At 72.0% G+C, this 26,325-nt stretch carries 21 protein-coding genes, 1 tRNA gene and 1 pseudogene; 9 read left to right on the top strand and 14 right to left on the bottom strand.

Annotated elements, in window-relative coordinates:
- Window positions 1-7 precede the first annotated feature (7 nt).
- Entirely contained in the window at window positions 8-2,329 is a 2,322-nt protein-coding gene (locus AB0J74_RS06375) for an AAA family ATPase (protein WP_363445273.1), read from the top strand.
- Here AB0J74_RS06375 and AB0J74_RS06380 read toward each other — a convergent pair.
- The 4 genes and pseudogenes from AB0J74_RS06380 to AB0J74_RS06395 all read right to left on the bottom strand — a co-directional run.
- A pseudogene (locus tag AB0J74_RS06380) lies at window positions 2,326-2,550 on the bottom strand (DUF3263 domain-containing protein); the annotation flags it as partial. The gene AB0J74_RS06375 and the pseudogene AB0J74_RS06380 sit on opposite strands and share 4 nt — an antisense overlap.
- A gap of 185 nt (window positions 2,551-2,735) precedes the next feature.
- Window positions 2,736-3,752, bottom strand: a complete 1,017-nt coding sequence (locus AB0J74_RS06385) for an ABC transporter permease subunit (RefSeq protein ID WP_363445275.1) — start codon at window positions 3,750-3,752, stop codon at window positions 2,736-2,738.
- A complete protein-coding gene (locus AB0J74_RS06390; RefSeq protein WP_363445277.1) occupies window positions 3,749-4,741 on the bottom strand; it encodes an ATP-binding cassette domain-containing protein in 993 nt (330 codons plus the stop codon). The genes AB0J74_RS06385 and AB0J74_RS06390 overlap by 4 nt, the downstream gene beginning before the upstream one ends.
- A 69-nt stretch (window positions 4,742-4,810) precedes the next feature.
- Complete coding sequence (locus AB0J74_RS06395) at window positions 4,811-5,596, bottom strand: DeoR/GlpR family DNA-binding transcription regulator (protein ID WP_363445279.1); 786 nt, start codon at window positions 5,594-5,596, stop codon at window positions 4,811-4,813.
- A gap of 194 nt (window positions 5,597-5,790) precedes the next feature.
- Here AB0J74_RS06395 and AB0J74_RS06400 point away from each other — a divergent pair, with 194 nt between their 5' ends.
- Genes AB0J74_RS06400 through nagA form a run of 3 tightly spaced genes read left to right on the top strand, consistent with a single transcriptional unit; the run spans window position 5,791 to window position 8,689 of the window.
- On the top strand, window positions 5,791-6,672 hold the full coding sequence (locus AB0J74_RS06400; RefSeq protein ID WP_363445281.1) for an SIS domain-containing protein: 882 nt from the start codon (window positions 5,791-5,793) through the stop codon (window positions 6,670-6,672).
- On the top strand, window positions 6,669-7,595 hold the full coding sequence (locus tag AB0J74_RS06405; RefSeq protein ID WP_363445283.1) for an ROK family protein: 927 nt from the start codon (window positions 6,669-6,671) through the stop codon (window positions 7,593-7,595). The genes AB0J74_RS06400 and AB0J74_RS06405 overlap by 4 nt, the downstream gene beginning before the upstream one ends.
- Entirely contained in the window at window positions 7,592-8,689 is a 1,098-nt protein-coding gene (gene nagA / locus AB0J74_RS06410) for an N-acetylglucosamine-6-phosphate deacetylase (RefSeq protein ID WP_363445285.1), read from the top strand. The genes AB0J74_RS06405 and nagA overlap by 4 nt, the downstream gene beginning before the upstream one ends.
- A gap of 93 nt (window positions 8,690-8,782) precedes the next feature.
- On the opposite strand, the gene AB0J74_RS06415 is transcribed toward nagA, so the two are convergent.
- The 4 genes from AB0J74_RS06415 to AB0J74_RS06430 all read right to left on the bottom strand — a co-directional run bounded on the left by AB0J74_RS06415 (window position 8,783) and on the right by AB0J74_RS06430 (window position 12,032).
- Window positions 8,783-9,595 (bottom strand): DUF3626 domain-containing protein, encoded by an 813-nt coding sequence (locus AB0J74_RS06415; RefSeq protein WP_363445287.1) that lies wholly within the window; start codon window positions 9,593-9,595, stop codon window positions 8,783-8,785.
- The gene (locus AB0J74_RS06420; RefSeq protein ID WP_363445289.1) at window positions 9,592-10,332 is read right to left on the bottom strand and encodes a methyltransferase domain-containing protein; all 741 of its coding nucleotides are present in this window, start codon (window positions 10,330-10,332) and stop codon (window positions 9,592-9,594) included. Before AB0J74_RS06420 ends, AB0J74_RS06415 begins: the two co-directional genes overlap by 4 nt.
- 4 nt (window positions 10,333-10,336) lie before the next feature.
- Window positions 10,337-10,780, bottom strand: coding sequence for a YdeI/OmpD-associated family protein (locus tag AB0J74_RS06425; RefSeq protein WP_363445291.1), 444 nt, complete (start codon window positions 10,778-10,780; stop codon window positions 10,337-10,339).
- A 64-nt stretch (window positions 10,781-10,844) separates the two neighbouring features.
- Entirely contained in the window at window positions 10,845-12,032 is a 1,188-nt protein-coding gene (locus AB0J74_RS06430; RefSeq protein ID WP_363445293.1) for a hypothetical protein, read from the bottom strand.
- Window positions 12,033-12,153: 121 nt separating this feature from the next.
- On the opposite strand from AB0J74_RS06430, the gene AB0J74_RS06435 reads away from it, so the two are divergent.
- On the top strand, window positions 12,154-13,947 hold the full coding sequence (locus AB0J74_RS06435) for an NAD-binding protein (protein WP_363445295.1): 1,794 nt from the start codon (window positions 12,154-12,156) through the stop codon (window positions 13,945-13,947).
- Here AB0J74_RS06435 and AB0J74_RS06440 read toward each other — a convergent pair.
- Window positions 13,939-15,159, bottom strand: a complete 1,221-nt coding sequence (locus AB0J74_RS06440; protein ID WP_363445297.1) for a DUF4032 domain-containing protein — start codon at window positions 15,157-15,159, stop codon at window positions 13,939-13,941. The genes AB0J74_RS06435 and AB0J74_RS06440 overlap by 9 nt on opposite strands.
- Before the next feature lie 137 nt (window positions 15,160-15,296).
- Here AB0J74_RS06440 and AB0J74_RS06445 point away from each other — a divergent pair, with 137 nt between their 5' ends.
- Both AB0J74_RS06445 and AB0J74_RS06450 read left to right on the top strand, forming a co-directional pair.
- Window positions 15,297-16,673, top strand: a complete 1,377-nt coding sequence (locus AB0J74_RS06445; RefSeq protein ID WP_363445299.1) for a serine protease — start codon at window positions 15,297-15,299, stop codon at window positions 16,671-16,673.
- 42 nt (window positions 16,674-16,715) lie between these two features.
- Window positions 16,716-17,429: a phosphatase PAP2 family protein gene (locus tag AB0J74_RS06450; RefSeq protein ID WP_363445301.1), complete on the top strand. Its 714-nt coding sequence runs from the start codon at window positions 16,716-16,718 to the stop codon at window positions 17,427-17,429.
- 25 nt (window positions 17,430-17,454) lie between these two features.
- Here the strand turns inward: AB0J74_RS06450 and AB0J74_RS06455 are convergent.
- Window positions 17,455-17,528: transfer RNA gene (locus tag AB0J74_RS06455), tRNA-Thr, on the bottom strand.
- A 205-nt stretch (window positions 17,529-17,733) separates the two neighbouring features.
- Between AB0J74_RS06455 and ugpC the strand changes: the two genes are divergently transcribed.
- Window positions 17,734-18,825 carry a sn-glycerol-3-phosphate ABC transporter ATP-binding protein UgpC gene (ugpC, locus tag AB0J74_RS06460; protein ID WP_363445303.1) on the top strand — a complete coding sequence of 364 codons (1,092 nt, stop codon included), beginning with the start codon at window positions 17,734-17,736 and terminating at the stop codon, window positions 18,823-18,825.
- A 51-nt stretch (window positions 18,826-18,876) separates the two neighbouring features.
- Here ugpC and AB0J74_RS06465 read toward each other — a convergent pair whose 3' ends face one another.
- The 4 genes from AB0J74_RS06465 to cysS all read right to left on the bottom strand — a co-directional run bounded on the left by AB0J74_RS06465 (window position 18,877) and on the right by cysS (window position 25,531).
- Entirely contained in the window at window positions 18,877-21,660 is a 2,784-nt protein-coding gene (locus AB0J74_RS06465; RefSeq protein WP_363445305.1) for an Hsp70 family protein, read from the bottom strand.
- Window positions 21,661-21,725: 65 nt separating this feature from the next.
- Entirely contained in the window at window positions 21,726-22,928 is a 1,203-nt protein-coding gene (locus AB0J74_RS06470) for an esterase-like activity of phytase family protein (protein WP_363445306.1), read from the bottom strand.
- A 60-nt stretch (window positions 22,929-22,988) separates the two neighbouring features.
- On the bottom strand, window positions 22,989-24,104 hold the full coding sequence (gene rlmB, locus AB0J74_RS06475; protein ID WP_363445308.1) for a 23S rRNA (guanosine(2251)-2'-O)-methyltransferase RlmB: 1,116 nt from the start codon (window positions 24,102-24,104) through the stop codon (window positions 22,989-22,991).
- A complete protein-coding gene (gene cysS, locus AB0J74_RS06480) occupies window positions 24,104-25,531 on the bottom strand; it encodes a cysteine--tRNA ligase (RefSeq protein ID WP_363445310.1) in 1,428 nt (475 codons plus the stop codon). Before cysS ends, rlmB begins: the two co-directional genes overlap by 1 nt.
- 43 nt (window positions 25,532-25,574) lie before the next feature.
- Between cysS and AB0J74_RS06485 the strand changes: the two genes are divergently transcribed.
- Entirely contained in the window at window positions 25,575-26,228 is a 654-nt protein-coding gene (locus tag AB0J74_RS06485; RefSeq protein ID WP_363445312.1) for a helix-turn-helix domain-containing protein, read from the top strand.
- Window positions 26,229-26,325 lie beyond the last annotated feature (97 nt).

Genomic DNA, 26,325 nt, shown 5'->3' on the forward strand with positions numbered 1-26,325 from the left:
TCGGCGGGTGGCCGACAGTGACCTGGTCCTGACCGCGAGCCTGCGCCCCGCGGCCCTCGACGCCCGCCGCGGCGTCGTCCGGCTGCATCCCGAGGTGCTCCGCGCCCTCGGCCTGCGCCCCGGCGACCCGGTGCGGCTGACCGGGCGGCGCAGCACGGCCGGCATCGTCGCGCCGGGATCGCCGGCCGACGGCCGCGGCCTCCTGCACGCCGACGATCTGATGCTGGGCAACCTCGGCGTGCGCGATGGCGCACAGGTGACCGTTTCGCCGACACCGGTGGTGGCCGCTCGGCGGGCGACCCTGCGGGGTGCGCCAGGCGTGGTGGCGGCCGTGTCGCCGGAGATGCTCCGGCTGGCCCTGCTGGGCAAGGTCATCTCGACCGGTGACGACGTGTCGCTGCTGCCGCAGGACGTGGTGCCCGACGAGGAGGCGCGGTCGCTGGTCGCGGCGGCCCGGCAGAGCCTGGCGAACCGGGTCGGCTACGCCTGGACCAGCACGCTGCTGTCGGTGGTCGACGTCACGCCGGCGGAGGCAGCCCTGGTCACCATGGATACCATAATCGCCTGGGAGAACGGACAGATCACCCAAGCGTCCGGCGTACGGACGACCGTCGGCCACGCCGGTGGAGACTCCCGTACCAGCGCGCCGGCCAGCCCTCCCCCGACCGCCAGCCCCGGCGGCCCCGGCCCCGGCCCCGGCCAGGACCCCGACGTGATCGACGGGACCGTTGTCGAAGGGTCGGTGGTCGACGAAGCGGTGGTCGACGAGGGTGCGCCCGGCGTCGACGACCTGCCTGGGCTGCGCAACCAGGCGCAGCAGCTCACCGAACTGCTCGATCTCGGCTTCCACCACCGCGACGTGTTGAGCCGGCTGGCCACCACGGTCTCGCTCGGGGTGTTGGTCACCGGGCCGGCCGGGTCAGGGAAGTCCGACCTCGTCCGGGCGGTCGCGGCCGCCGTCGGGGCGCGGGTGTTGCCGCTCTGGGCGCCGGAGATCGCGGCGCTCACGAACGACTCGGCCGCGGCCCGACTGCGGGCGCTGGTCGCCGAGCGGTCCGTCGACCCGCCCACGGTCGTGCTGATCACCGACGTCGACGCGCTCGCGCCGCGGGAGAGCCCGGGCCCGCTGGCCACCGTGTTCCGGCAGGTGCTCTCGTCGCTGGTCGACGCCGGCGCCGCCGTCGTGTGCACGAGCAGCCGGCCCGAGGAGATCGATCCCGCGTTGCGCGCGCCCGACCTGCTCTCGATGGAGATCTCGGTGCCGCTGCCGGACCAGGCGATGCGGCGCGAGCAGCTCACCGTGCTGACCCGCGCGACGCCTTTGGCCCCAGACGTGCAGCTTGACGACGTCGCGGCGCGTACGCCCGGATTCGTCGCCGCCGACCTCGCCGCGCTGGTGCGCGAAGCCGGCGTGCGTGCGGCGTTGCGGCAGCGCGAAGCGGAGGCGCCCGTGGTCGCGGCGGCCGACTTCACCGCGGCGCGCGAGGCGGTCCGGCCGACCTCGATGGCTTCGTCCACACTGGAGCTGTCGGGGCTCACCCTCGACGATGTCGGCGACCTGGTCGCGGTCAAAGAGGTGCTGACCGAGTCGGTGTTGTGGCCACTGACCTACCCGGACACGTTCGCCCGGCTCGGGGTGCGGCCGCCGCGCGGTGTGCTGCTCTACGGTCCGCCCGGCTGCGGCAAGACCTTCCTGGTCACCGCGCTGGCCGGCAGCGGCAAGGCCAACGTGCTCTCGGTCAAGGGCGCCGAACTGCTCAACAAGTGGGTCGGCGAGAGCGAACGCGCGGTCCGCGAGCTGTTCCGCCGGGCCCGCGAGGCGGCGCCGACGCTGATCTTCCTCGACGAGATCGACGCGCTCGCCCCGCTGCGCGGCCAGTCGACCGACGGCGGCACCACCGACCGGGTGGTCGCGGCGCTGCTCACCGAACTCGACGGCGTCGAGACGTTGCGCGACGTGGTGGTCATCGGCACGACCAACCGGCCGGACCTGATCGACCCGGCGCTGCTGCGGCCCGGCCGGCTGGAGCGGTTGGTGTTCGTGCCGCCGCCGGACGGCGCCGCTCGGGCCGAGATCCTCAGGGCGGCCGCCCGCGGTGTTCCGCTTGATCCGGAGGTCGACCTCGTCGCCCTCGGGCGCGACCTGGACGGTTTCTCCGCGGCCGACTGCGCCGCGCTGATCCGCGAGGCCGCGCTGGTCGCGATGCGCGAGTCGCTGGAGGCCACCTCGGTCACCGCGAAACACGTCGAGGCGGCCCGGCAGCGGGTGCGCCCCTCACTGGACCCGGTGCAGGTGGCCCGGCTCGAGGCCTACGCCCGGGCCCACTAGCGCCGGCGGGACCGGGCCCGGGTCGAGCGCAGCCGGCGCAGGCGGCCGACCACGAGCGGGTCGGCCGCGAGTGCGGCCGGGTTGTCGAGCAGGCCGTTGAGCAACTGGTAGTAGCGCGTCGACGACAGGTCGAACGCATCGCGGATCGCCTGCTCCTTGGAGCCGGCGTGCTTCCACCACTTGCGCTCGAACGCCAGGATCTGCTCCTCGCGCTCGGTCAACGGCGGCGGCCCGGACTGCTCCACATCGGACTGTGGAGCGTCGTCGTCCTGGGTGTCTGCCTGGTCAGCGGCGGGCGGCATCATGGCGCTCCTCGACACACGCGGCGACGTGGGGATGCCAACCAGACTAACCGCGGCCACGACGCCGTGCACCGCTCATTCACTGTGATCAAGACGTCTTCGGGTCACACCACGTCGCGCCGCCGCATCGACCAGATCGCGCCGCCCAGCGCGAGCACCAGCACGATCGCGAACAGGGCCGCGGACTGCTGCCAGGTGATGACCAACTCGCCCGGATTGCACTGGCCCTGTGCGAAGTCGCAGGCGCGATAGTCGTACAACGTGAACTTCTTGTCGAACCACGCCACCAGGTAGGTCGACAGGATGAAGCGGTCGCCGAACCGCACCTGGACCAACTCGAACGCGATCCGCAGGCCGATCTCGCTCACCACGACCGCGCCGATGCCGACGCCGAGCGCCATCGCGGTATGCCGGCCGATCGACGCCAGGCAGAAGCCGAGGGTCGCCGCGAGCAGCACCGCCACCGCGCCCCGCGCGCCGGTCAGCGCGAACGACTGCCATACCCCGGAGGTCAGCTTGCCGACCTGGCCGTCGTAGCGGCCGATCGCCCAGAACGCCGCCGTCCACAGGGCGCCGACCACCACGGTCAGGCCGAGCATCGCGCCGAGCAGCACACCCAGCTTGGTGAGCAGCACCGGTATCCGGCGTGGCCGCCAGAGCAGCAGGTTCGTCATGCCGCCGGTGTGCCACTCGGCACCGACGAACGACGCGCCGATGACGAACGCCACCAGCGCGAGGATCGCGCAGAACACGTAGACCGAGGGCTGGAACTCGCGGCTGAAGTCGAACTCGAACGGCAGGTAGTTTGCCGGCTCGAAGTATTCGGGCCGCGGGCCGAAGTCGGCGCCGCAGTTGGGCCCGTAACGGACCTCGGTGTCGGTGGCACCGGCCGCCTTCTCCGCCTCGCACTGCGCCACCTGCAGCTTGAAATCGGCGCTGGCCCGCTCGAAGTCCTGCTGTGCCCGCTCCGCCGCCTGGGCCCGCTGCTCCGGCCCGGTCCGCTGGCTGCTGATCGTGAACGCCACGGGGAAGATGGCCAGCCCCAGCAGCGTCAGGATGAGGAAGATGCGGGTGACGCGGCGCTTGAACAGCCGGCGCACCTCTGCCTTGGGCAGGCTCACACGCCCCACCCGCCCTGGCCCGGCGCGACCACCGCGGAGTCGTCGACCTGGCGCGCCTGGCCTTCGACCGGCGCGGTCTGGGTCAGTTCGAGGAAGACGCTCTCCAGGTCGACCTTGACCGGCGCCAACTCGCTCACGTAATAACCCCGCTCCGCGAGGGTGCGGGTCACCCACGCTGACTTCTCGACGTTGGAGACGATCAGATGGTCGGGTCGCGGCGTGACCCGGGCGCCGGCGGCGATCAGGATCTCGGCGGCGTGCGAGAGGTCGTCGGCCGACTCCAGCTTCACCGTCACACCGCCGCCCGCGTGCTGCGCGAGCACCTCGGCGACCGGGCCGTGCACCACCCGCCGGCCACGCGAGATGATCGTGACCGAGTCGCAGATCAGCTGCACCTCGCCGAGGATGTGGCTGGACAGCAGCACCGTCATGCCGGCACCGGCCAGGCCGCGCATCAAGGTGCGCATCTCGCGGATGCCGCCCGGGTCGAGACCGTTGGCGGGCTCGTCGAGAATCAGCAGCTCGGGCTTCTTGAGCAGCGCCGACGCGACGGCGAGCCGCTGCTTCATGCCCAGCGAGTAGGTCTTGACCCGCTCCTTGCCGCGATCGCGCAGGCCGACCAGCTCGAGCACCTCGGGCACCCGCTGCTTGGGCACCCCGCCGGCCTCGGCCAGCAGCGAGAGCGTGTCGTGCGCGGAGAAGTTGGGGAAGAACTGCGGGCTCTCGACGATCGCGCCGACCCGACCGGCGACCCGCGGCAGCGCGGCCGGAACCCGCTCGCCGAGCAGCGTCATCTCACCGCCGTTGGGCGTGATCAACCCGAGCAGGGTGCGCAGCGTGGTGGTCTTGCCGGAGCCGTTGGGGCCGAGGAAACCGTGCACCTGGCCCGACTCGACGACCATGTCGAAACCGTCGAGAGCCTTGCGGGCGCCTCGAAATCTGCTCTGGTAGGTCTTTTCCAGACCCGATATTTCGAGTACGGCCGGCACGTGCGCTCCCCGTCTTCGGCGGTCGGATCGCGCACACCTTACTGGGTATGTAGATATTCGGATAGACCGCTATGCGCTGATCACGTGTACGCCCGCGGCGCGGAACGGCGCGATCGCCTCCGGGGTCGCACCCGAGTCGGTGACCAGCGTCTCGACCCGCTCGATCGGGCAGATCCGGGCGAACGCGTGACCGCCGAGCTTCGACGAGTCCGCGATGATCACCACCCGCCGGGCCCGCGCGACCATCAGCGCGTTCATCGACGCCTCGCCCTCGTGGTGCGCGGCCGGGCCGAGCACCGCGTCGATCGCGTTGGCGCCGAGCAGCGCGATGTCGAGGGTGACCTCGCGGAGCAGGGCGCTGCCGAGCGGGCCGACCAACTCGAACGACTGCGGCCGGACCACGCCGCCGGCCACCACGATTTTCATCCGCGAGCGGACCAGCAGTTCGTTGGCGATGTTGAGCGCGTTGGTGACGACAGTGAGCTGGGCGCCGTCGGCGCTGGAGTTGAGGTCGGGGCGCACCGCCAGGGCGCGGGCCACCTCGGTGGTCGTCGTGCCGCCGTTGAGCCCGACCACCATGCCGGGCTCGACCAGGGCCGCGGCGGCCGCGCCGATGCGCTGCTTCTCGGCGGAGTGCTTGGCCGTCTTGTAGCGCAGCGGCAGGTCGTAGGAGACGCCGTTGGCGACCGCGCCGCCCCGGGTCCGGGTGATCATCTGCTGCTGGCCGAGCTGGTCGAAATCGCGCCGAATGGTCGCCTGCGAGACGTTGAGCCGCAGCGCGGCGTCTTCCACGCTCACCCGGCCGCTGTCGGTGAGCAGCTCGAGCAGGGCGTTCCAACGCGCGTACCGGTCCACATCGACCCCCTGGCACGGACCCCGTGTAATTGCGGTGCACACTAGTGCGCGAAACGAGCGGCAAGCAACGCTTTGGCTGCGCGGTCGCGCGCGATCCGCGCATGCTTGCCGCACGGTGCCTTCTCCTGCACAATAACGCGCGGAAACCGCGATTATCGAGCTGATTCGCGCAGGCTCCCCAGGGGGTGGATCGGGTGACGCACGTCGAGGCGGAAATCGCCACCCAGCCGGAGATGTGGCCGCGCGCCGCGTCCCTCGACCTCGACCCACTGCCGCGCCGCGGGCAGCGCGTGGCCGTCGTCGGTTGCGGCACGAGCTGGTTCATGGCGATGGCGTACGCCGCCCGCCGCGAAAGCCTCGGCCACGGCGAGACCGACGCGTTCCAGGCGTCGGAGTTCCCCCGTGCCCGCTCCTACGACCTGGTCGTGGCGATCAGCCGGTCCGGCACCACCACGGAGATCGTCGACCTGCTGGGCGGTCTGTCCGGTCCGACCCTCGCGATCGTCGGCGAACCCGACACCCCGGCGGCGACCCGGGCCGGCGCGGCGCTCGCGCTGCCCTTCGCCGACGAGCGGTCGGTGGTGCAGACGCGGTTCGCCACCAGCGCGCTGGCCCTGCTCCGGGCCGGCCTCGGCGAAGACGTCGCGACGCTGGCCGGCGACGCTCAGCGGGCCGTCGACGCACCCCTGCCGCTCGACCCGGCCGCGGTCGAGCAGGTGACCTTCGTCGGGCAGGGCTGGACGGTCGGCCTGGCGCAGGAGGCCGCGCTCAAGTGCCGCGAGGCGGCAACGTTCTGGACCGAGGCCTACCCGGCGATGGACTACCGGCACGGCCCGATCGCGATCGCCGGACCCGGTCGGGCCGTCTGGACGCTCGGCGCGCCGCCGACCGGGCTGGCCGAGGAGGTCGCCGCGACCGGGGCGACGTTCGTCGGCGCCGGTGCGGGTGTCACGCTTGATCCGATGGCCGAGCTGATCCTGGCGCAGCGGTTCGCGGTCGCGCTGGCCCAGCACCGCGGGCTGGACCCGGACGCGCCGCGCAACCTGACCCGCGCCGTCGTGCTGGAACCGCGGTGACCGGAGGCGACGACGTCGTCGTGGCGCTCGACGTGGGCGGCACGGTGATGAAATGCGGCCTGGTGTCGCGCGCCGGCGAGTTGCGGCACGCCGAACGGCACCCGACCAACGCCGCCGACGGCGGCCCGGCGGTCGTCGCGACCCTCCTGGACGTAGCGTCCGGCCTCGCCGGCAAGGCCCGCGCGGACGGACTCAACCCCGTCGCGGTGGGCGTCGCGGTGCCCGGCGTGGTCGACGAGGTCCGGGGCGTGGCGGTCTGGGCGGCGAACGTGGGCTTCCGCGACGTACCCCTGCGTGATCTGGTTTCTGATCGTCTCGGCCTGCCCGCCGCGCTCGGTCATGACGTGCGCGCCGGCGGGGTCGCCGAGGCCCGGCTCGGTGCCGGCGCCGGAAACCGGCATGTGCTGTTCGTGGCCGTCGGCACCGGCATCGCGGCCGCGCACGTGGTCGACGGCAAGGCGTTCGCCGGTGCGCACGGCGCGGCCGGCGAGGTCGGCCACATCATGGTCCGGCCGGACGGCCCGATCTGCGCCTGCGGCGCGCGCGGCTGCCTGGAGTCGGTGGCGTCGGCGGCCGCGCTGGCCCGCCGCTATGCCGAGCTGGCCGGTGTGCGGCTGTCCGCCGCTTCGGTCGCGGCCCGCGCGCTGGCCGACGAGCCGCTGGCGGTCCAGGCCTGGGGCGAGGTGGTCGACGCGCTGGCCGACGGCCTGACGATCGCGCAGACGCTGTTCGACGCGTCGGTGGTCGTGGTCGGCGGCGGCCTGTCCGAGGCCGGGGCCCAGCTGCTTTCGCCGCTCGCCGCGGGCGTGCGGTCACGGTTGACGTTCCAGCGCGAACCGGCGCTGGTGCGGGCGGCGCTGGGCGACGCGGCGGGCTGCCTCGGCGCCGGCCTGCTCGGCGGGGACGCGTTGGAGGCGGCGTGAGGATCGACGGACGGGTGGTGACGCCCACCGGTGTCGTGACGGGTTCGATCGAGGTGGCCGGCACCCGCATCGGGTCGGTCACCCCAGGCGACGTCGCCGACCCGCAGTGGATCGTTCCCGGCTTCGTCGACATGCACAACCACGGCGGCGGCGGCGACACGTTCACCACCGGTGATCCCGATGCGGCGCTGCGGGCGGCGGCGTTCCACCTGCGGCACGGCACCACGACGCTGTTCGCGAGCCTGGTCAGCTCGCCGTTCCCGTTGATGCGCTCGGCCACGGCGGCGTTCGCGCCGCTGGTCGACGCCGGCGTGCTGGCGGGCATCCACTTCGAGGGGCCGTACCTGTCGACGGTCCGCTGCGGTGCACAGAACCCGTCGTTCCTGCGCGACCCGTCGTCGACCGAGCTGGGCGAGCTGATCACGCTGGGCGGCGGAGCGGTGCGGATGGTGACGGTCGCTCCGGAGCGACCGGGCGCGCTGGACGCCATCCGCCTGCTGGCCTCGCACGGCGTGATCGCGGCGGTAGGCCACACGGACGCGTCCTACGACGAGACGCTGGCGGCGATCGACGCCGGCGCGAGCGTGGGAACGCACGTCTTCAACGGCATGCGGCCGCCGCACCACCGCGAGCCAGGGCCGGTTTTCGCGCTGCTGGGCGCGGCCAGCGTGGTGTGCGAGTTCGTCGCCGACGGGGTGCACCTGCACGACGGCACGCTGTCGTTCGCGGCGACGGTCACCGGGGCCGACCGGGCCGCCCTGGTCACCGACGCGATGGCGGCGGCCGGCATGCCCGACGGCGCCTACGACCTGGGCGGCCAGGAGGTCACGGTCAGCGACCGGGTGGCCCGACTGACCCACGACGGCGCGATCGCCGGCAGCACGCTGACGATGGACGCGGCCGTGCGCCGGGCGGTCGGCGCCGGCATCCCGATCGTCGACGCCTGCCGGATGGCGGCGACGACCCCGGCCCGGGCGATCGGCCTCGGGGAAACGGTCGGCTCGTTGCAGCCCGGCTGGCGCGCGGACCTGGCGATCCTCGACGCCGACCTGCGGGTCGTCCGCGTCATGCGCGCCGGCTCCTGGGTCAGCTGACCGGCCGCACGCGGCCACCGGTGGCCTACGGCGGCGCTGGCCGCCCCCAACACCGTGCGCACCCAGAGGCCGGCCCCGTCGACGGCCTCGAGGTCAACTGCCGAAGCGGGCGACGTGATGCCAGACGCGTTTGAGCGTCTGCGGGTCGTGCCGGCCGGCGTTGACGGCGGCGCCGACGATGCGGGCGTCCAGGCGCCCGTCCCGTGCGATGTCGAGCCCCGCCTCGATGACCGCCGGCCCTCGATAGTCGGGGTGCTTCACGAACTCGTCGACCGGCAGCACGAAACCGTGGTGCCACTCGACCGGGCACGGCAGCGCGGCCGCGAGTTCCTCGACCGCCGTGTCGCGATAACACGGGTCGAGGACCACCGCCTCGACGTCGGTCGCGAAGCGGATGACCCCGTGCACGTGTGCCTCGATGTAGTCGTCGAGGTAGTCCTGCTCGTCGGCCTCGGCCAGGGCGATCAGGGACATCCGCGCGGCCACGCCGAACGACGCCGGTTCGAACACGCTGTCCGGGTAGCAGAACGTCGTGCGCTCCAGAGTGGACGCACGTAGCCGAAAGTGTGCCGAGCCGAACCGCGGCGACCCGCCGGCCGCCCGGCCACGGTGGTTGAGCGACCCGTACTTTGGCCGCGCGGCGGCCGGCGCACCGTCGTAGGCCCCGCCGAACATCCGGCTTTCCCACCGCCAGCGGTCGCCGCCAGGGACCGCGGTCAGCCCGCCGTTGCTGGTGCCGGTTTCGAACTGCGACCGGTAGACCCCGTCCTGCGCCATCGCCGCGAGGATCGACCGCCCGCCGACGAGCCGATCCGGATGGAAGTGCACGGTGACCCGCAACCGCGGATCGAGCGGCCCGCCGTCGGAAAGGGCGGCCACCCGGGCCACCGCCTTCTCCCAGCTCATCCGCGCCGTGCGCTGATATTGAGCCGCACGTAGTCGACCGTGTCGCCGGCCACCCGGTCCCATACCTGCACGACGTAGTCGCGGCGCCGCGCAGCCGGCAGCAGCTGCGCCCACGGGCCCAGCGGCACCGTCTCCAGATAGGCGTGCGGCTCGTCCGACCTGATCGGAAACGGCTGGAGCCAGCACTCGACGTCGAGGAAGCCCGACCGGGTCAGCCGCCGCACGGTCGCATCCGGTGACGCGAAATGGAAAGGCGGTGTGAAGTCGGTGAAGTAGGACCGCCAGGCCGGCCGGGCCGCCACCTCGTCGGCGGCCGACCGCAGCGCGGCGATGTTGCCCGCGCCGCCGCACTGGGCAACCAGTCGCCCGCCGGGACGCAACACCGCCGCCAGCCGGTCGAAAAGCCGGTCGTGGTCGAGCACCCAATGGAACGTGGCGGTGGAGAAGATCGCGTCGACGGTCACCGGCAGCGACAACTCCAGCAGGTCGCTCTCGATCACCTGGGGCAGCGTCTGCCGGGCGATCGCGACCATCGCCGGGTCGGCGTCGACGGCGATCACCCGCCCGCGCGGCAACCGGGCCAGCAGCTTGGCGGTGATCCGGCCGGTGCCGCAACCCGCGTCGAGCACGGTCTCGTCGCCGTCGAGGGGCAGCCGGTCGAGCACCTGCTGCGCCATCGCGTCCATCGCCACCGACACCCGGTGGTAGGACTCGGCGTCCCAGCTTCGGGCGGTCACCGGGTCACTGCCCGCCGGACAGTTCCGCGACCGCCTTCGCGATCCGTCGCTGCCGGGTCTCCGGCGCCTTCGCCGACTCGACCAGCCGGGCCCATTCCTTGCGCCGGGTGTAGGACAGTGCGTCGAACGCGCTCCTGGCCCCGCCGGCCCGGTCAAGGGCTTCGAGCAGATCCGGGGGTACGTCGACGGTGCGCTCGGCCGTGTCGAGGACGATCTCCACGTCGATCTCGTCGCCGGCGGCCACCCCGGCGGCGGTGCGGTGCTCCGCGCTGAGCGGCACGAAGGAGGCCCCGCCCATCGGCGCGACCGTCGTGCGATAGCTGTGCCCACCCAGGGTGACGATCACCGGTGGCCGCTTGCCCGGCCCGAGCGCGGCCAGCACGTCCGCGGGCACCTCGATGCCGGTCGCTGTCTTGCCGCCGAGCGCGACGATCCCCCGAAACCTCATGATCGCAAGTATGCGCCGGCGCACCCGGCCCGCGGGACCCCCGCGGGCCGGCTGCGTCGGGAGGTCAGCGGAAGTCGGAGTCCTCGCCGGCGACCGGCCGCTCCGACGACGACTTCGACCACTGCCGGTGCCCGGCGCGCTGGTTGTCGGCGGTCGGCGAGACCGACGGCTGAGTCTTCTGCGCCGGAACCTGAGCCGGGGCCTGGCTTGCGGTCGGGGCCTGCGCCTGCCCGGCCGGAGCCGAGCCGGCGCCCTGCGAGGTCAGCGAACCGAGCACCGGCAGGTTGCCGCCGGTGCTGAGCGCGTCCACCGGGAGCTGCCTGATGAGCGGCAGGCCGAGCGCGTTGGAGTTGGGGTCGGCCTCGGTCGCGGTGCCGAGGAAGCCGGGCGGCATCTCGGCCTCGAGCGCCTCGCCGATCAGCGGCGGCACGAGCTCGCCGACCTGGTCGAGTGTGTCGCCCTTCAGGTCGGCGATCGCGAAGTCGCCGGGGTCCGGGGCCGCGTGCTTGCCCACCGCGCCGAGCGGGTCGTCGGTCGACTCGCCGAGGGGCGCGCCGCCGAGCCCGCTGCGGCCCAGGTCACCGAGCCCGGTCTGGCGGGTGACCGAACCGAAGTCCGCGAGCTGGTCGGCGTCTACCGTGCTGCCCAGGGTCCGCATCTGGGAGTCGCTCCCGATCGTGTTGAGGTTGTCTTCGCTGAGCGTGTTGCTGACCGCGCCGGTCAGTTCGTCCTCGCCGGGCGCGCCGCCGGGTTGACCGCCCACCTTGTCGAGCCCGAGGTCCACCGGGGCACCGCCGAGCACGGGCAGCGCCGCCGCGCTCCGGGTGGCGCCGCCGGCCGAGCCGGCCGGGTCCTGGGTCAGCGGCCCGATGGAGCCGAGCGCGCCGCCGAGGTCGTCCATGCCGATTTTCTGGTCACCGACCGACAGCAGGTTGAGGTCGTCGGCGGAGAGCTGGCCCGCGCCCGTGCCCGCTTCCAGCGCCGTGGGGTCGACCCCGGCGGTCGGGCTGCTCGGCAACGCGGCGAGGAAGCCCAGCTGCTGCGCGGGCGCCAGGTCCCTGTTCGCCGCGTCGGCGCCGCTGAACAGGTCGCCGCCGCCCGGGAGGGCACCGAAATAGCCGTCGAGCGAACCACGTAGGTCGTTCACCGGCGCGTCGATCCCGTCGGCCTGCGCGGCACCGCCCGCCAGGAGCAGGGCGCCACCGGCGGCGACGCCGACCGTACCTACCGCGCGATAGATCCACTTGGTCATGTCAGTCCATTCCGTCAGTAGCGCATTAGCGGCATTTACCGCCTAGCTCACCAAACGGACCAACGACGCAGGCTCGGGTTCCGTTGCTCCCAACGCCCAGAGAGCACCTACGATCCGGGGCATGGTCGTTCCGTGGCGCAACCGGGCGCGTCGCGCCGTCGAGACCCGGTTGCGCGACGGCTTGCGCACCAACGGCGACACCCGCCCGCACTACATCGTGTGTGGGCACGACGCGCTCGCCTACCACCTCGTCAACGCGCTCGGCCCGGCGACGGTGCGGGTGACCGTGGTGCTTCCGCCGGGTCGCCATCCCACCGCACCCGACATCGCGAAGATCCGCGGCATCCGGGTGATCCGCGCCGACCGAGTCGACGAGACGGCGCTGCGGGCCGCCGGCCTGGAGACCGCCGCCGGCCTGGCGTTGATGCAGCAGGACGACGTCGGCAACATCCACGCCGCGCTCACCGCGCACGAGATCGCGCCGCGGGTCCGAGTCGTGATGCGGATGTTCAACACCGGTCTCGGGTACGGCGTGAAGCGCCTGCTCGGCGACTGCGAGGTGCTCTCCGACGCGGCGATGGCGGCGCCCACGTTCGTCGCCGCGGCGCTCGGCGAGGTGGCGCCGACCAACTTCCACCACTATGGCCGCACGCTGGTGGTGGCCCACCGCGACGACGTACGCCCGGAGCACGTGGTCTGTGGCATCGCCGACACCAGCGACCCGGCGCACATGGTGATGCTCCCCGACCCGGCGCGGGCCGACCTGGTGCTCGCGGAGGCCACCGGCCAGCAACCGGCCACCGAGGTCGCGGCCAACCGGATCGCCCGGGCGCGCCGGATCCGCCGCCCGCTGCAGGGCTTCGGCCAGGCACTGCGTTCGTTCCTGAGCCGAAAGATCGGCATCGCCACGGCGGCCGTGATCCTGGTCGCGGTGACGTTCGGCTACCTGCTCTACCGCACCGACGGCACCGCGCACCTCGACCCGTGGCAGGCCGTCTACACGACGCTGCTGACCGCGCTCAACGGCGCCGACGTCGAGGTCGACAAGGGCGTCGTCGTCCAGCTCATGCAGATCGTGTTGACGGTGGCCGGGCTGGCGCTGGTGCCGCTGATCACCGCCGCCGTCGTCGACGCGATGGTCAAGGCCCGGCTCGCCCTCACCGCCGGCAGGCTCGCGGTGCCGCGCGAGGGGCACGTCGTGGTGGTCGGGCTCGGCAACGTCGGCACCAGGGTGATCCGCCAGTTGCACAACCTCGGCGTCGAGGTGGTGGCGATCGACAAGGTGGCCGAACCGCGCGGCGCGGTGGTCGCCAAGCAACTCGGCATCCCGGTCATCGTCGGCGACGCGGCCCTGGAGGAGACGCTGGTCGAGGCGTCGGTCGGCACGTGCCGGGCGCTGGTCGTGGTGTCCACCGACGACGTGACCAACCTGCAGGCCGCGCTCAACGGCCGGTCGCTGCAGCCCGACCTGCGGGTGGTGTTGCGGCTGTTCGACGGCGACCTGGCGCAGCGGATCCGCTCGACGTTCAGCATCTTCCGGTCGCACAGCGTCTCCTACCTGGCCGCGCCCGCGTTCGCGGCGGTGCTGCGCAAGCGGCAGGTGGTCGCGACGATCCCGATCGGCCGGCACGCCCTGCTGGTCACGATCGTGGTCGTCGCGAAGGGTTCGCCGCTCGACGGCCGGCCGGTGCGCGATGCCGACCAGCCCCGCGGTGCGCGGGTGATCGCCCTGCTCAAGGCCGGTCAACGCCCGCGCTGGTCACCGCCGCCGGAGACGCTGCTGGGGCCCGGCGACGAGCTGACCGTGGTGGCCCGCCGGGCCGGGCTGAGCGCCCTGATCAAGCAGGCCAGCCCGCCCGCTCCGCCGCCGGTGGTGGTGCCGGCGCAGCCGAGCCCTGAGGCGTCGTCAGACTGACGTGGGCAGGGCCGGCACCTCGACGCCGAGCACCGCCTGCTCGTCAGGGCGGTGCACCAGCACGTCGGTCAGGTAGGACTGCACGGCGGCGGCCAGTCCCACGTCGCGGCCGGCCTCCTCGGAGCGGAACCAGCGGTGCTCGAGCACCTGGGTGTAGAGCTCGGCCGGCTCCAGCTTGCGCCGCAACTCGGCCGGCACGGCCCGGACGACCGGCTCGAACACCTCGATCAGCCAGCGGTGCGCGGCCTGCTGCTCGTCAGGCAGGTCACTGTCGGCCCGGTAGGCGTCGAGGTCGTTGAGCAGCGCCCGGGCCTGGTTCTCCTCCGCGTCGAGGCCGGTCAGCCGGAGCAGCCGGCGGGTGTGGTGGCCGGCGTCGACCACCTTCGGCCGCACGTACGCCCGGCCGCCCTCGACCACCGACATCGACACCTCGGCGACGTCGAAGCCGAGTTCGTTCAGCTTGCGGATGCGCTTCTCGATGTCGTGCCGTGAGTCGCGCGCGATCTCCTGCTCGAACGTCACCTCGTGCCAGAGCCGCTCGTAGCGGGCGATCACCTCGTCGGCCACCCATTCGGGGTCGATCGCCTCGTCGAGCAACTCGGCGGCCTGCAGGTCGAGCGCCTCGCCGAAGATGTTGAGCCGCGCGATCTCCACGTCTTCGCCGCGTTGCCCGTTTGACAACGACGGGCGCAACGCGCCGGTCTCGGCGTCGACCAGGTAGGCCGCGAACGCGCCGGCGTCCCGTCGGAACAGCGTGTTGGACAGGGAGCAGTCACCCCAGAAGAAGCCGGTCAGGTGCATCCGCACGAGCAACGCGGCGAGCGCGTCGAGCAGCCGGTTCATCGTCTCCGGGCGCAGCGTGTGTGAGAACACCGCCCGGTAGGGCAGCGAGAACTGCAGGTGGCGGGTGACCAGCACGGGATCGAGCGGCTCGCCCTTGGCGTCGGCGCGGTCGGCCACGATGGCGACGGCCTCCACGGCCGGGAAGCCGATCCGTTCGAGCTGGCGGAGCAGGTCGTACTCGCGTTCGGCGATCCGCTCGCCGGTCTCCTTGACGGCGTAGACCGTGCCGGCCAGTTGGACGAAGCGCACGACATGCCGGGAGATGCCCTGCGGGAGGGCGACCAGGTGATCTGGCGGCCACTCCTCAAGCGGTGTCGACCAGGGAAGGTCGAGCAACGCCGGGTCGATGAGGGCCGAAGTGATCCGCACCCGTCAAGTCTGCCCGCTGACACCGGCGCTACGCAGTCGACCGTGGCTCGTTACACAGTGGCGAGATGATCTGATTGTCTGCTCTGGGGCTTTTCTCCCTGGTGGCAGTCCATGTAGGAGAGCCAAGGGGGCAAGGTATGCGGCGGACTCTGGCGCTGGTCGCCAGTGCGTGCACGGCAGTGGTTCTGGCCGGCGCGACGGCGTACGCGATGACCGGCGACGGGACCGAAGCACAGCCGGCGGGAATCGCGCGGCTCGGCCAAGCGGCGGCAGCGCCCCCAGCGGCCGCGGCCGCAGAGCAGGGTAAGGAATCCGACACCGCGGCCGGCGGACTGCCGGTCGCGCCGCCGGCCGGCGTCGGTGCCGCGATCGACGCGGTCGGGCGGCAGAAGGTAGGCGCGCTCGAGTCGGTCGGCGCGCTGCTCGACTACCGCTCGGCGGGCACCACCACCGAGACGTTCCGCTACCCCGGTGCCGAGTACGTGAAGGTGCACTTCGACGAACTCGCGATGCTGCCGGGCGACTACGTCACCGTTTCCGACCCCGAGGGCACCGAGGTGCACCGGGTCGACAGCGACCCGCTCGACGTGGTGGGTGGGCTGCTCGGCAGCCGCGCCGAGGCGGCCGACGGCGCCGGCCGGTGGGCGATGTCGGTGACCGGCGACACCGCGGTGGTCACGCTGCACCGCGCCGTGCCCGACCCGCTGGGGCTGCAGGAGGCCGCCGGGCTCGGCGTGCGGGTCGACAAGGTGGCCCGCGGCTTCACCGGCCAGGAGCAGGCGGCGGAGGACGCGTCCGAGTTGCGGACCGCCCGGTCGCTGTCGGAGAACGGCCGCGAGGAGAGCGTCTGCGGCTCCAACGAGGCGCGGGACGCCGTCTGCTACAAATCGGCCGATCCGGTCGCGTACAAGAAGTCGAAGGCTGTTGCCCGGCTTTTGATCAACGGCACCGAGTTGTGCACCGGTTGGCGGCTCGGCACGACCAACCGGATGCTCACCAACAACCACTGCATGGTCACGTCGAGTGACGCCTACGACACCGAGGTCTGGTTCGACTACCAGTGCGCGAAGTGCGGCGGCGACGCGGTCTTCAAGGCCACCAAGGTCTGGGGCGACAAGGTGCTCAGCACCGACCGCGACCTCGACTACACGCTGTTCTCGGTGGAAAACTTCGCGCAGGTGCAGAAGTACGGCTACCTGACCATCGAGCCCACCCGCCCGGTGAAGGGCAGCGAGGTCTACATCCCTCAGCACCCGGGTGGCAACCCCGGCATGATCGCGATGGGCAGCGACAAGGACGGCGGCGGCATCTGCGCGGTCAACGACCCGGCCTACGACGGCTACGGCACGGACTCCGACGTCTCGTACTACTGCGACACGGCGGGCGGTTCGTCGGGTTCGCCGGTGATCTCGCGGAAAACCGACCGGGTGATCGCCCTGCACCACTTCGGCGGTTGCCCCAACAGCGGTGTCCGGATCGACCTGGTCTACAACCGGATCAAGAAGCTTCTGTAGGCGCCTCGGAGCGGGGGTGTGCCGCGCGGATACGGTGGTCACGTGCGAAACGCGATCACCGAACGGGCGGCCGCCCTCCGGCTCCGGCCGGTGCGGCCGGCCGGCTGGTGGTTCGACCTCCTGCTGGTCGGCCTTTTCGCGCTGCTGACCGGCATCCTCGCGGCCGGTGGCCTGCTCGGCGTCGACCAGACCGTGCGCGACTGGTGCGTGACACACCAGACGCAGGTCACCCACACTCTGGCCCGGGTGTTCAACTATCTCGGCAACGGCGGCCCGCTGACGCTGATCAGCCTGGTCATCGCCATCTTCCTGGCGATCCGCCGGCGCAACCTCTACCCGATCCTGCCGGTCGTCGCCGCGTTCCTGCTGACCGGCGTCGTGATCATGCCGCTGAAGATCTGGACCGAGCGGGCGGCACCGGGATACACCGGCCCGCACGCGGTCGATCTTTTCAACAGCAGCCTGCCACCGGGTACGTACGACACCGGCTACCCGTCCGGCCACCTGGTCAACACCGTGGTCTGGTACGGCGTCATCGCGCTGCTCCTGGCACCCTGGCTGAACCGCACGGCCACCCTGTGGTTGCGCATCGCCCCGCCGGCGATCGTCTTCGTGACCACCATCTACCTGGACTTCCACTGGCTGACCGACTCGGTCGCCGGCCTGCTGCTGGGCCTTTTCATCGCCCGCCTGATCGACCGGGCGCCGTGGCAGCTGCCGACCCGCCCGGCCCCGCCTGCTCCGCGCGGCGGCTGAACAGCCGCCGACGGTCGGCCTCGTGAGCCCCCGGCCGGGATCGAACCGGCGACATCTCGCTTACAAGGCGAGTGCTCTGGCCATCTGAGCTACAGGGGCAGCTTTGAGCACAGCATAGCGATCCCCCACCCCGGTGGCGCTTGCCAGGGCAAATGGGGCAGTAGCCGGCCCACACCTTGGCACCATTGCGAGAAACCTTTACGGTGACCTGCAGACAAGGTGTCGGCGCGGTGACGTGCCGGCAGCTCTTTTCACTCGGATCGTCCGGCACGTTCCTGCCGGTGAAAGGAAGCGGTGTCCCCTCATGGCTACGGTCACCTACACCCAGGCCACCCGGATCTATCCGGGCACTGAACGGCCTGCGGTCGACCACCTCGACCTGGAGATCGGCGACGGCGAGTTCCTCGTCCTCGTCGGCCCCTCCGGTTGTGGCAAGTCCACCAGCCTGCGCATGCTCGCCGGCCTCGAAGACGTCGACGAAGGCTCGATCCACATCGACAGCCGCGACGTCACGCACCTCCCGCCGAAGGCTCGCGACATCGCGATGGTCTTCCAGAACTACGCGCTCTACCCGCACATGTCGGTCTACGAGAACATGGCCTTCGCGCTCAAGCTGCGTAAGACCTCGAAGGCGGAGATCGACCGCCGGGTGAAGGAGGCCGCCGGCCTGCTCCAGCTCGAGGAATACCTCAGCCGCAAGCCGAAGGCGCTCTCCGGTGGCCAGCGCCAGCGGGTCGCGATGGGTCGCGCCATCGTCCGTGAGCCGCAGGTCTTCCTGATGGACGAGCCGCTGTCGAACCTCGACGCCAAGCTCCGCGTCCAGACCCGCACCCAGATCGCCTCGCTGCAGGCCAAGCTCGGCATCACCACCGTCTACGTGACCCACGACCAGGTCGAGGCCATGACGATGGGTCACCGCGTGGCGGTCATGCTCGACGGCGTGCTCCAGCAGGTCGACACCCCGCGGGCGCTCTACGACAAGCCGGCCAACGTCTTCGTCGCGGGCTTCATGGGCTCGCCGGCGATGAACATCAAGACCGTGCCGCTGACCGACTCGGGCGCCAAGTTCATCGACCTGGTCATCCCGCTGACCCGCGAAGAGGTCGCCGCGGCCCGCGCCAACGGCGGCGGCGACAAGGTGACCGTCGGCTTCCGGCCGGAAGACTGCGACCTGGTCGGGCCCACCGAGGGCGGCCTGCCGGTCGTCGTCGAGCTGGTCGAAGACCTCGGCTCCGACGCCAACATCTACGGCCACGCGGCCCTCGACGGCGTCTCCGAGCGGTTCACCATCCGCACCGACCGCCGCCACATGCCCAACATGGGCGACACCGTGTTCGTCAAGCCGCGTGCCGACCGGCACCACGCGTTCCACGCCACCGCGGGCACGCGCCTCTGAAACAAGCTCCAGCAAACGGCGGGCCGGGCAACCGGCCCGCCGTTTCGCGTCCTACCCGGCGAAGCGGCGCAGCCGCAGGTCCTTGTCGCCGGCGCAGGCGATCACGCTGGTCGACCAGGTGCAGCTGGCCGAGCGCACCCCGCTGAGCGCGCCGAGTTGCACCGGCTCCTTCGCGCCGAGCACCCAGCCGATCACGTTGTAGTCGTCGACGCTGATGCTCGGCGGTTTCCCGAAAACCAGCACGCTGGCGCCGTTGACCCGCCCCACGACGCCGTCGTGTTCGAGCACCTGCTTGCCGGTCGTGTCGTAGCCGACCACCTTGTCGGTGCCGGACTCGTCACTCTGCACCAGCACGTGGGTCCCGACCGGCAGGATCGCGTCGACGCCAGCTGCCGGCTTCGTCCAGGTCTGGCCGTCCCCACCGATCGGCACGGCGACCAGTTGGGTGCTCTTCGAGTCGTACGAGGTCTGTTCCAGCAGGCAGATCCGCTTGTCGCCGCAGGCGCTCAGCGCGGCCGCCCGGCGCGCCGGATCCGACGCCCGGTAGACGCTGCGCGGCTTGTCGAGTGCGTCGAGGTCGGCCGCGAACACCTCGGTGCTGTCGCTCGTGCGGGTGGTGAACAGCTGGCCGTCGTAGACGGTCGCGAGATCGCCCGGATCGGCGAAGTTGGGCTGCTCTTCGACGATCTCGCCGCTGACCGCGTCGATGACCCGGGCCGACCGGTCGGCGCTGATCTGCACGAGCCGGTTGTCGTCGTCGCGGTCGGGGTCCAGCGCCGTGCCCGTGAAGTCGGCCGGCCCGCCGACGTCGGCCGCCGTCTGGGCGCCGTACACCACGGTCTTGGCGTTGTCGTACTGGTCCTTGGGTGTGGCTTTTTCCCATTTCTGATCGCCGTCGCGCAGCCCGTAGCCGACCAGCTTCGCGTTCTTCCGGTCGACGACGACCAGCCGGTCGGCGACGACGAAGGTCTCGTCGTCGCCGTAGAGGTCGAGGTTCCACAGCCGGCTGCCGTTGTCGGGGTTGAGCACGGACAACCGGCGCGGCTCGGTGCTGCCGATCGCGTCCGCGTAGGCGAGCACGGCGCCCGGCACGGCCCGGATGCCCTGCCACGAATCGGCGGGGTCGGGCACCTCCTGGCTCCACAGCTGCTTGCCCGACTTGGCGTCGGCGGCGACGACCCGCAGCTTCTTCTGCTCGGTCGCGTAGGCGAAATAGGCCCGGTCACCGGCCACGTGCGTCCACGTCGTGTATGCCGCGTCGCCCATCGGCAACGGCTGGCCCACATCGGTGAACGCCGCGAACTCGACCTTGTCGTAACCGTCCCGATTGAGCAGCGTCATCACCACCGAGACCGCGGCGACGACCACGACCAGCGCGAGCGCCGCCGCCGGGATCAGGATCTTCCGGGGTACGCGGCGCGACCGCGCGGCGGGCGACCCCGGCGGCGGGCTCCACGGCCCGGCCGGCGCCGGCGAGGTCGGTCCGGCGAGACCCGCGGCTCCGGCCTGGGCCGAGCCGGAGGCCTGGGCCGGGTCGGTTGCCTGGGCCGAGCCGGAGGCTTGGGCCGGGTCGGTTGCCTGGGCCGGATCGGTTGCCTGGGCGGTGGCCTGGCCAAGCGTGGTCGCACGACCGTGGGCGTCGGCCTGACTGGGAGCGTGGGGCTGGCCGGGGCCGGTCGCCTGGCCAGGGGCGTTGGCCGGCACGTGGGCGGGTGCCCAGGCCGGGGCGGTCGATTGGGCTGGAACCCGCGCAGCCGGCGGTTCGGCGAGTGCGCCCTCGGCGACCGGCAACTCGGGCTGTTCGAGGACCGTCGGCGCGACGCCGAGGTCGGCATGCAGCAGCCGGGCCACCAGGGGCACCCGCGAGGAGCCGCCGACCAGGAACAGACCGGCCAGTTGGTCGGGGCGCAGGTTGGCGCTCGCGATCACCGAGGCGGTCTCCATGACGCCCCGGCGCAGCAGCGGGGTGGCCAGCCGTTCGAGTTCCTCGCGGGTGACGTGGACCGCCTGGTCCACGCCGGGCACCGCGACCGGCGCCACGGCCGCGCGGGAGAGCATTTCCTTGGCACCGCGTACGTCGTCCCAGAACCGCCGCCGGTCGCGCAGTTGCGCGGCGTTGACCGGGTTGCGCAACCGCTCCCAGGCGGCCGGGTCGGTGCCCGCGAGCACCTGGCCGAGATGCCCGACCAGGGCGGCGTCGAGGTCGAGGCCGCCGAGTTCGGCGACGCCACCGGAGGCGACCACCTCGAAGCGCGACCGGCCGCTCCGGTCCGGGCCGGCGTTGCGGACCACCGCGATGTCGAGCGTGCCGCCGCCGAAGTCGAACACCGCGAGCGCCGAACCGACCGGGACCGGGCGGCGCAGCACCTCGGCGAAGTAGCGGGCCGCGGCGACCGGCTCGGGCACCAGCGTGCTGGCCGGCCAGCCCGCGCGGGACAGCGCCTCGGTCAACGCCTGCCGGCGTTGCGGGCCCCAGGCAGCGGGATAGGTGAGGGTGGCCGGCGGCAGGTAGCCCACCGCCTCGACGGCCGCGTGCGCGACGGCGGCGAGGATCGCGGCGAGCAGGTCGACGGTCGCCACCTCGCGGTCGCCGAGCAGCACACTGGGCAGGTCGACGTGGCGCTTCGGGTTGGGCTCGTAGCGCGCCGGGTCGGCCTGGGCGAGCCGCTCCGCGTCGCGGCCGACGTGCAGCCGGCCGGCCTCGTCGAGGAGCACACCAGACGGCAAGAGGGGTTGACCGTCGAAGAGCAACGGCCGGGTGCGCCCGTCGGGCCAACGCAGCACGGCAACCGTGTTAGACGTGCCCAGATCGACCCCGAGCGCGTGCCCTTGCATCTACCGACCTCCGCGGGGGCGAGGGGATGCCCGGCCTGCATAGTACGGCCGGGCATCCCGCTACCTCAGTCGAGGAAGCGCCGGTCGGCGTTGAGGCTCTCGGTCAGCTTCAGCGTGATGAACTCGTTGTTGTCGGGCACACCGGCGGTGCGGCCGGCCGACCCCGGGAAGTTGTTGTCGTTGAGCACGGCGATCGTCTGGTTGTCGAGGATCGCGACGTCTTCGATCGTCTGGAACGGGAAGGTGAAGGTCTTGCCGAACCCGCCGAGCTGCTTCGGGTTGTTGATGTTCATCAGGTCGGCGACCAGGGTCTTGTCCATGGCGCCGTCCTTGTCGCGGTCGCTCATGTTGGCCAGGTAGATCCGCTTGGTCTTGGCGGTGTCGCCCTGGCCGTTGTCGCGCTCGATGACCAGGAACCGGTGGCCGTCGACGGCGATGGCGTCGCCGATCGCGTTGGCCGGGTCGTCGAGCTTGTAGACGTAGTGCTTGCCGGTGTACGAGCCGGCGCGCACGTCGAACTCGTTGAGCCGCAGGGTGCCCGGGGTGTCACCGGCGACGGTGCCCTCCAACAGCGGGTAGAGCTTGCGGCCGTCGGGCGACTGCGCCATGCCCTCGAAGCCCTTGCTGCTGTTGATGTTGTTGGGGGTGGTGCCGCGCAGCGGGTTCTCCGGCGCGAACACGCCGGGGAGCGAGATCGGCGCCTGCATCATGGCGCCGGTGCGGTCGAAGTGCAGCAGGAACGGGCCGAATTCGTCACCGATCCAGTAGCTGCCGTCGGCGGCCCGCTGGATCGACTCGACGTCGAAGTCCTGCCCGGTCAGCACCCGGTCCTTGCGGACGAGCGGCCAGGTCACGTACCCCTTGGGATCGGTCAGGTTGATGCCACCGAGAACGTCGACCTTGTTCTCGTGGAAGACCGGCGCGAGGGTGTGGATGCGCAGGACGAAGTCCGCGCTGTTGGCCTTGTTGCCGAAGCCGTTGTCGGACATGACCTCGTAGCTGCCGTCGCCGTTCTTGACGATGCCGCTGAAGCCCTGCACGGGCTGGTCATCCCAGGGTGCGGCAACGCCGTTGACGGGCGCGGTGTCGAGCAGCGAGCCGGACGGCTCGCTGGCCGGCACGAAGGTGAGCGCCGGGAGCGAAGCGAACCCGGTCAGGGTCGCGGGGCCGAACTCGTCGGCGTCGTGCGCCGACGCCGGCCCCGCGACACCTACGGCGAGGGCGACGGCCATGGCCCCGCCCATCCAAACATTGCGACGTTTCGTCATGAGCCGAGAAGCTAGCCAGCCCGGGTGAACCGGCCGGGGGCTCGATGTGAACGCCGGCTGTCAGGCCGCTTCGCTGCGCCGCCGGGCGATCTCGGCGAGCGCGACCGCGGCGGCGACGCTCGCGTTGAGCGACTCCACCTCGGACACCATCGGGATGCCGACCCGCATGTCGCAGGTCTCGCCCACGAGCCGGGACAGGCCGCGTCCCTCGGAACCGACGACGACCACCAGCGGGCCGACGGCGGCTTCGAGGTTGTAGATGTCGGCCTCACCGTCGGCGTCGAGCCCGATCACCACGAAGCCCTCGCGCTGACAGGCCTTGAGCGCTCGGGTCAGGTTGACCACCTGGCTGACCGGCACCCGCGCGGCGGCGCCGGCGCTGGTGCGCCACGCGGTCGCGGTGATGCCGGCGGCCCGCCGCTCGGGGACGAAGACGCCCTGCGCGCCGAACGCGGCGGCCGAGCGGATCGTGGCCCCGAGGTTGCGCGGGTCGGTGATCCCGTCGAGCGCCACCAGCAGCGGCGTGGGGTGTTCGAGCGCGGCCGCCATCAGGTCGTCGAACGGCTCGTAGGCGAACGGCGGCACCTGCAGGCCGACGCCCTGGTGCAGCACGCCGCCGGTCATCCGGTCGAGTTCGGCGCGGCCGACCTCGAGCAGCGGGATGCCCCGGTCGCCGGCGGTGCGGACGATCTCGGTGATCCGGTCGTCGATGTCGATGCCCTGCGCGACGTAGAGCGCGGTCGCCGGGACCATCGCGCGCAGCGCCTCGAGCACGGGGTTGCGGCCGACCAGCAACTCCGGTGCGTCGCGGGGCGTGTTGGAGCGCCGGCCCGGCGCCACCCGCGGGTTGCCGCCGCGTTGCGGTGCCTGCCGGGTGCCCTGCCGCGGCTTGCTGCCCTTGGTGCCCTTGCCCCAGGTGGTGTCCTTGGTGCCGGGCTGGCCGATCTTGGGCGCGCGACCCTCGGCCGCCGCGGCCCGCTTCTCCTTCTCCTGCTTCCAGGCGGTGCGGTTGGGCAGCTTCTCGGTGCCCGAGTAGCCCTTGTGCCAGGGCCGCTCGTCGGCGGGCAGGGTGCGCCCCTTGCCGGCGAGGCTGGATCGGTTCTTGCCGCCGGAGCCGGCGCTCGCGCCCTTCTTGGGGGTGACCCGTCGGCCACGTCGCTGTGAGTTGCCCGCCATCAGTCCCTCGTTCCGATCGTCCAACGCGGGCCGTGCGGGGTGTCTTCGACGTTGACCCCGGCCGAGTTGAGCTGGTCCCGGACCGCGTCCGCGGCGGTCCAGTCTTTCCTGGTGCGCGCCTGCGCGCGCTGGTCGAGCGCGAGGGCGACGAGCGAGTCGATGATCTCGCGCAACTCCTCGCCCGGCGTGCCACCGGTCGACGCGACCGACCAGGCCGGGTCGAGCGGGTCGAGGCCGAGCACGTCGAGCATCGCCCGGACACTGCCCAGCGCCGCGCGTACGCCCTCATCATCGCCCGCCGCCAGAGCGGTGTTGCCGGCGCGCACGGCCTCGTGCACGACGGCGAACGCGCCGGAGGTGTTGAGGTCGTCGTCGAGCGCCTCGGCGAACGCCGCCGGCAGGTCGCCCGCCGGGATCGCACCCACCGCCTCGACCGCCCGCTGGACGAAGCCCTCGATCCGCCGGTAGGCGGTCGCCGACTCGCGCAGCGCCTCGTCGGAGTAGTCGATGCGGGAGCGGTAGTGCACCGAGACGAAGTAGTGCCGCAACTCGACCATCCGCACGCCGAGTGCCGTCACGTAGTCGAGGTCGAGCACGTTGCCGGTCGACTTGCCCATCTTGGCCTCGCCCAGGTTGAGCAGGCCGTTGTGGACCCAGAAGCGGGCGAACGGCAGGCCGGCCGAGCGGGACTGGGCGATCTCGTTCTCGTGGTGCGGGAAGGTCAGGTCGAGGCCGCCGCCGTGGATGTCGAACTCGGGGCCGAGATAGCGCAGGCACATCGCGGAGCACTCGATGTGCCAGCCCGGTCGGCCGGCGCCCCAGGGGCTCGGCCACTGCGCCTCGACCGGCTCGCCGCTCTTGTGGCCCTTCCACAGCGCGAAGTCGCGCGGGTCGCGCTTGGCCCGGTCGGAGCTGTCGGCGGCACTGGCCATCTCGTCGACCCGCTGCCCCGACAGGGAGCCGTAGTCGGCGTAGGACTTGACGTCGAAGTAGACGTCGCCGGAACCGTCTTCGGCCGCGTACGCGTGACCGTTGTCGATCAACTGGGCGATCAGGCCGTGCATCTCGGTGATGTGGCCGGTGGCCCGCGGCGCGTAGGTCGGCGGCAGCACGTTCAGTGAGCGGTAGGCGGCGTCGAGGATGACCTCGTTGGCGTAGGCGATCGACCAGAACGAGCGGCCCTGCTCCAGCGACTTCTGCAGCACCTTGTCGTCGATGTCGGTGATGTTGCGGATGAACCTCACCTGGTAGTCGTTGCGCTCGAACCACCGGCGGAGCACGTCGTAGCTGACGCCGGAACGAAGGTGGCCGATGTGCGGCTCGGACTGCACGGTGAGGCCACAGAGGTACATCGAGACCTTGCCGGGCTCTCGCGGGACGAAATCCCGCACCGACCGGGTCGCGGTGTCATGCAAACGCAGCGTCACCTGACAAGGGTAGCGTTGATCCGTTTACGCCTATGCTCGCGGTGTGACGCAGCCGGCCTATCGCGCGGGCGAGACCGCCCAGACGCTCGATCGTGGCCTGCGGCTGCTCTATCTGGTGGCCGACACCCCCGAGGGCCTGACCGTCACCGAGGCCGCCGACCGGCTCGGCGTGGGCCGGGCCGTGGTCTACCGGCTGGTCGGCGCGCTCACCTCACACGGCCTGGTGCGCCGCGACGGCGCGGGCCGGCTGCGCCTGGGTGCCGGGGTGCTGCACCTGGCCCGGCGGGCCCACCCGCTGGTGATCGAGGCGGCGTTGCCGGCGTTGCGGCGGCTGGCCGAGGAGGTCGGCGCCACGGCCCATTTGACCATCGCCGAGGGTACGGAGGCAGTGGCGCTCGCCGTGGTCGAGCCGAGTTGGACGGCGTTCCACGTCGCCTACCGGGCGGGGTCGCGGCATCCGCTGGCGCGGGGCGCGGCCGGCCGGGCGATCATCGCCGGGCGATCGGGTTCGCCCGATCCGGTGACCACCATCGGTGAGTTGCAGGCCGGCGCGTTCGGGGTCGCCGCGCCGGTGCTCGGGGTCGAGGGCCTGGACGCGAGCGTTGGCGTGGTCGCGCTGGAGGCATTGGACCTCGCCGACGTGGGCCCACAGGTGACGGCGGCCGCCGCGGCGGTCTCCGGCGCGCTCGCCTCCTAGCGTCTTTCCACAGCCTCCGGACAGTTATCCACAGGCTGTGTACGGCGCTGTCACGCGAGTTATCCACAGGTCTGTCCACCGGCTGGCCCGGGTCGCA

Source organism: Asanoa sp. NPDC049573 (assembly GCF_040676615.1).
Classification (GTDB): domain Bacteria; phylum Actinomycetota; class Actinomycetes; order Mycobacteriales; family Micromonosporaceae; genus Asanoa.

Excerpts from the sequence above, each read along its gene's own strand:
- AB0J74_RS06415 (WP_363445287.1), bottom strand. The coding sequence starts at position 9,595 with ATGAGCTGGGAGAAGGCGGTGGCCCGGGTGGCCGCCCTTTCCGACGGC.
- AB0J74_RS06425 (WP_363445291.1), bottom strand. The coding sequence starts at position 10,780 with ATGAGGTTTCGGGGGATCGTCGCGCTCGGCGGCAAGACAGCGACCGGC.
- AB0J74_RS06430 (WP_363445293.1), bottom strand. The coding sequence starts at position 12,032 with ATGACCAAGTGGATCTATCGCGCGGTAGGTACGGTCGGCGTCGCCGCC.
- AB0J74_RS06435 (WP_363445295.1), top strand. The coding sequence starts at position 12,154 with ATGGTCGTTCCGTGGCGCAACCGGGCGCGTCGCGCCGTCGAGACCCGG.
- AB0J74_RS06445 (WP_363445299.1), top strand. The coding sequence starts at position 15,297 with ATGCGGCGGACTCTGGCGCTGGTCGCCAGTGCGTGCACGGCAGTGGTT.
- ugpC (WP_363445303.1), top strand. The coding sequence starts at position 17,734 with ATGGCTACGGTCACCTACACCCAGGCCACCCGGATCTATCCGGGCACT.
- AB0J74_RS06465 (WP_363445305.1), bottom strand. The coding sequence starts at position 21,660 with ATGCAAGGGCACGCGCTCGGGGTCGATCTGGGCACGTCTAACACGGTT.
- AB0J74_RS06470 (WP_363445306.1), bottom strand. The coding sequence starts at position 22,928 with ATGACGAAACGTCGCAATGTTTGGATGGGCGGGGCCATGGCCGTCGCC.
- rlmB (WP_363445308.1), bottom strand. The coding sequence starts at position 24,104 with ATGGCGGGCAACTCACAGCGACGTGGCCGACGGGTCACCCCCAAGAAG.